At 72.9% G+C, this 3,809-nt stretch carries 4 protein-coding genes; 1 reads left to right on the top strand and 3 read right to left on the bottom strand.

The genetic code is table 11. The annotated features are described in order from the left end of the window. Together FGF04_RS38415 and FGF04_RS38410 are read right to left on the bottom strand one after the other, a co-directional pair. Nucleotides 1-1,360 (bottom strand): SPFH domain-containing protein (locus FGF04_RS38415; RefSeq protein WP_149516026.1); only part of this gene is annotated, 1,360 nt, incomplete at its 3' end. Between the two features lie 135 nt (nucleotides 1,361-1,495). Then, nucleotides 1,496-1,714: a hypothetical protein gene (locus FGF04_RS38410; protein ID WP_149516025.1), complete on the bottom strand. Its 219-nt coding sequence runs from the start codon at nucleotides 1,712-1,714 to the stop codon at nucleotides 1,496-1,498. A gap of 299 nt (nucleotides 1,715-2,013) precedes the next feature. On the opposite strand from FGF04_RS38410, the gene FGF04_RS38405 reads away from it, so the two are divergent. Further along, nucleotides 2,014-2,895, top strand: a complete 882-nt coding sequence (locus FGF04_RS38405; protein WP_149516024.1) for an LLM class F420-dependent oxidoreductase — start codon at nucleotides 2,014-2,016, stop codon at nucleotides 2,893-2,895. 49 nt (nucleotides 2,896-2,944) lie between these two features. Here the strand turns inward: FGF04_RS38405 and FGF04_RS38400 are convergent, their stop codons facing one another. After that, the gene (locus FGF04_RS38400; RefSeq protein ID WP_149516023.1) at nucleotides 2,945-3,796 is read right to left on the bottom strand and encodes an HAD family hydrolase; all 852 of its coding nucleotides are present in this window, start codon (nucleotides 3,794-3,796) and stop codon (nucleotides 2,945-2,947) included. Between the last annotated feature and the right edge of the window lie 13 nt (nucleotides 3,797-3,809).

The following is a 3,809-nucleotide window of genomic DNA, read 5'->3' as shown; positions in this document are numbered from 1 at the left end:
GCCCCGTCCCGCCCATGGTCAGCGCCTTGGCGAACAGGTCGGACATCCCGTCGGCCCCGTTCAGCAGCACCATGTGCTCGACGTTCCCGAACGCCTCCGCCCCGGCCCTGACGATCTCCGGCCAGTTCTCGGCCAGTTGCTGGGCGACGACCGCCTCCTGGTTCTCGGCGAGCGCGGCGGCCCGCGCCGCGATGGCCTCCGCCTCGGCGAGCCCCTTCGCCCGCGTCGACTCGGCGACCGCCAGTCCCTTGGCCTGCGCGGCGGCGGCCTCCGCCTCACCCGTGGCCCGGGTGGCCGTCGCGGCCGCGGCGCCCCGCGCCTTCGTGGCCTCGGCCTCGGCGCTCGCGGCCGTCTTGACCCGTGTCGCCTCCGCCGCGGCGGCCAGCTCCGTCTCCTTCGCCTTGGCCTGCGCGGCGGAGATCCGCACATCACGCTCCGCCTCGGCCAGCGTGCGCTTCTCGTACGCCTTCGCGTCCGCGGGCTTGCGGACGTCCGCCTGGAGCTGCTGCTCGCGCCGGTGCGCCTTCAGTTCGGCGACCCGCGTCTCCTGGACCACGACCTCCTGCCGGGCCTGCGCCTCGGCGAGCGGTCCGGCCTGCCGCGACGTGGCTGCGGCGTTGTCGCGCTCCGCCTGGTATCCGGCCTGCAGGATCTCGCTGTCCCGGGTCGCCTCCGCCATCCGCGCGGAGGCCTGCTGCTCGGCCTCGGTGGCCAGCCGGTTGGCCTCGGCCTGCGCGATCCGGGCGTCCCGCTGGACGGCGGCCGCGTGCGGCATGGCCAGGTTCTTGATGTAGCCCGTCGGATCCTCGATCTCGTGGATCTGCAGGGAGTCGACGATCAGCCCCAGCTTCTCCATCTCCGTACCGCATGCGGCCCGCGTCTGGCCGGTGAGCTTGTCGCGGTCGCGGATCATGTCCTCGACGGTCAGCCCGCCGACGATGGACCGCAGATGACCGGCGAACACGTTGTGCACCCGCTCCGACATCAGCTTCTGCTGGTCCAGGAAGCGGCGGCCGGCGTTGGCGATGGACACGAAGTCGTCGCCCACCTTGAAGATGACCACGCCCCGTACCTTGAGCGGGATGCCCTGGTGGGTCACGCAGTCCACGGACAGCTGGGTCTCGTTGAGGTCGAGCGACAGCTTGCGCACCGCCTGGACGCCCGGCATCACGAGCGTGCCGCGCCCGGTGACGATCCGGAAGCCCATGCCCTCCTCGATGCCTTCGGTGCGGTGCTTCGAACCGGAGATGATCAGTGCCTCGTTGGGTTCCGCGACCCGCCACATCAGTTTGAAGATGACGACGATGAGAATGAGCGCGAGGACCGCTGCCCCCGCCACGACGCCGACGACCATCGGCATTCGCCCCCTGTGGGATGGTGCCCTGGCGGCACCGAACGAGGGGAGTGTGCGCCCGTGCGGGGCCGCCGGTACAGGGGACGGCGTGTCCTTGGGACACCCTTGATACGTACCGTACGTCCGCCTGACCGTGTGGTGTCAGGCGTCGTACGCGGGCGAGACGTACACCGTGCGCGGGGGCAGGTACTCCACCACCATCACCACCGTGCCCGGCTCGATGCGGTCCTGTGCGGTGGCGGGGTACGCGAGGAAGTGTTCGGCGCCGCCGCGCACCCGGACGATCACCTCGCCGACGAGCCCGGGGCCCACCGTGCCGGTGACCCGGCCCATGAGTCCCACCATCGACGCGTCGTCCATGCGGCCAGGGTACGGGTCTGTGGCGGCCCCCCAAAGGATTGCGCAGTTCCCCGCGCCCCTGGAGAACCGGCGTCCGGCCGTCTTTTCATCCGCGGCCCGGTGGGGGTTGCCCGCGCAGTTCCCCGCGCCCCTGAAGGGGCGCCCCTTCAGGGGCGCGGGGAACTGCGCGACCAGCCACGACGTGCCCGCACCCGAAACGCTTGCCGCCGGGCGGGTCTTGCGTTGGAGTGTTCTTCAAGTCGTACCGTCGAACGGGCCGGCGGAGCGTCGGCGCACGGCACGGGACGACGGAGACGCACATGCGGGTCGGCGTACACATCAACCGGTTCGACCMCCCCGGAGGGCCCGCCGCGCTCGGCCCCGGACTGGCCGCGGCGGGCGCCGCCGCCGAGGCTGCGGGCGTGAGCTGGATGTCGGTCATGGACCACTACTTCCAGATGGAGTTCAACGGCGGCGCCGAGGACGCCATGCTGGAGTCCTACACGACCCTCGGCTTCCTCGCCGCCCACACCTCCACGGTCCGGCTGGGGACCCTGGTGACCGGCGTGACCTACCGGCACCCCGGACTGCTCGCCAAGATCGCCACCACCCTCGACGTCCTGTCCGGCGGCCGGGCCACCCTGGGCATCGGGGCGGCCTGGTACGACCGCGAGCACGCGGGCCTGGGCGTCCCGTTCCCGGCGCTTGCCGAGCGGTTCGAGCGCCTGGAGGAGACGCTGCGGATCTGTCTGCAGATGTGGGACCCCCGGGCGAACGGCCCCTTCGAGGGCAAGCACTACCGGCTCGCCGAGACCCTCTGCGTGCCGGCCCCCGTGAGCTCCCCGCGCCCGGAGATCATGGTCGGCGGCAGCGGTGAGAAGAAGACGCTGCGGCTGGTCGCCCAGTACGCGGACGCCTGCAACCTGTTCGCCTCCACCCCGCAGGAGATCGGCCACAAGCTGGACGTCCTGCGCGGGCACTGCGAGACCGTGGGCCGTGACTACGCCGACATCCGCAAGACGATGGTCCACTCGGGCGACCCCCGGAGCGGGGCCGAACTCGACGCCTTCACACGGGAGATGGCGGACTACGCGAAGCTCGGCATCGAGACCGTCATCCTCGGCCCGCGGGTGGACGAGCCCGCCGAGTGGATCGAGAACGGGGTCGCCCCGCTCGTCGGGCGGCTGGCCGCGCTGGACTGAGCCGCACCCTGCCGCCTGCCGCCAGCCGGCACGCGGCACGCGGCAGCGGTCACGCGGCCTCGGCGCGCGCCAGCCGTACGAACTGCTCCAGCACCCTGGCCACACCGTCCTCGTCGTTCGAGGCGGTGTGGAACCGGGCGGCCCGCCGCACCTCGGGATCGGCGTTGGCCACGGCGTACGGACGGCCCACCGCCCCCAGCATCGGCAGGTCGTTGGGCATGTCGCCGAACGCGGCGATGTCGTCGCGGACCAGGCCCAGTCCGGCGCTCCACGCGGTCAGCGCGCTGGCCTTGGTGACGCCCGGCGCGCTGAACTCGACGAGGGCCAGCCCCGTGGAGTGGGTGGTCTCGGCGTCGGCCCCCGCGGCGGTCCGCGCCCGTGCGTGGAAGTCGCGCAGCGACAGCTCCGGATGGTGGGCGAGGACCTTGAAGACCTGGCGGCCGGCGGCCCGGTCGAGCAACTCCTCGGCCGTGCCGATCAGTTCGACCGACGACTCGCCGTACGACCAGGCGGGGTAGTCCGGCTCGTGGCCGAAGTCCCTCTCGTACTCGAAGGCGAACGACACACCGGGAACGGCCGCGCGGACGCGGGCCACCAGCGCGGCGAGCGGGGGCGCCGGGAACGGCGACAGGCGTACGGGCGTGCCGTCGGGCGCGTACACGGCGGCGCCGTTGGCGGTGATCGCGAAGTGGTGCCCGATGTCGGCGTGCAGGACGCCGAGGCTGCGTGGGGGCCGACCGGTGACCAGCGCGAGCCGGATGCCGGCCGCCTCGGCCGCGGTGAGCGCGGCGGCCGTCCGCGCGGAGAGGGTGCCGTCGCTGCGCAGCAGCGTGCCGTCGAGGTCGGTGGCCACGAGCTTCGGCGCGCCGGCGGGGGCATCGGCGGGGGCGGACGTCGTCATGGGGAGCCGGCAC

The organism is Streptomyces apricus (assembly GCF_008369065.1).
Classification (GTDB): Bacteria; Actinomycetota; Actinomycetes; order Streptomycetales; family Streptomycetaceae; genus Streptomyces; species Streptomyces apricus.
Note: the sequence above shows the minus strand (reverse complement) of the source record. Positions and strands in the feature narration are given on the sequence as shown.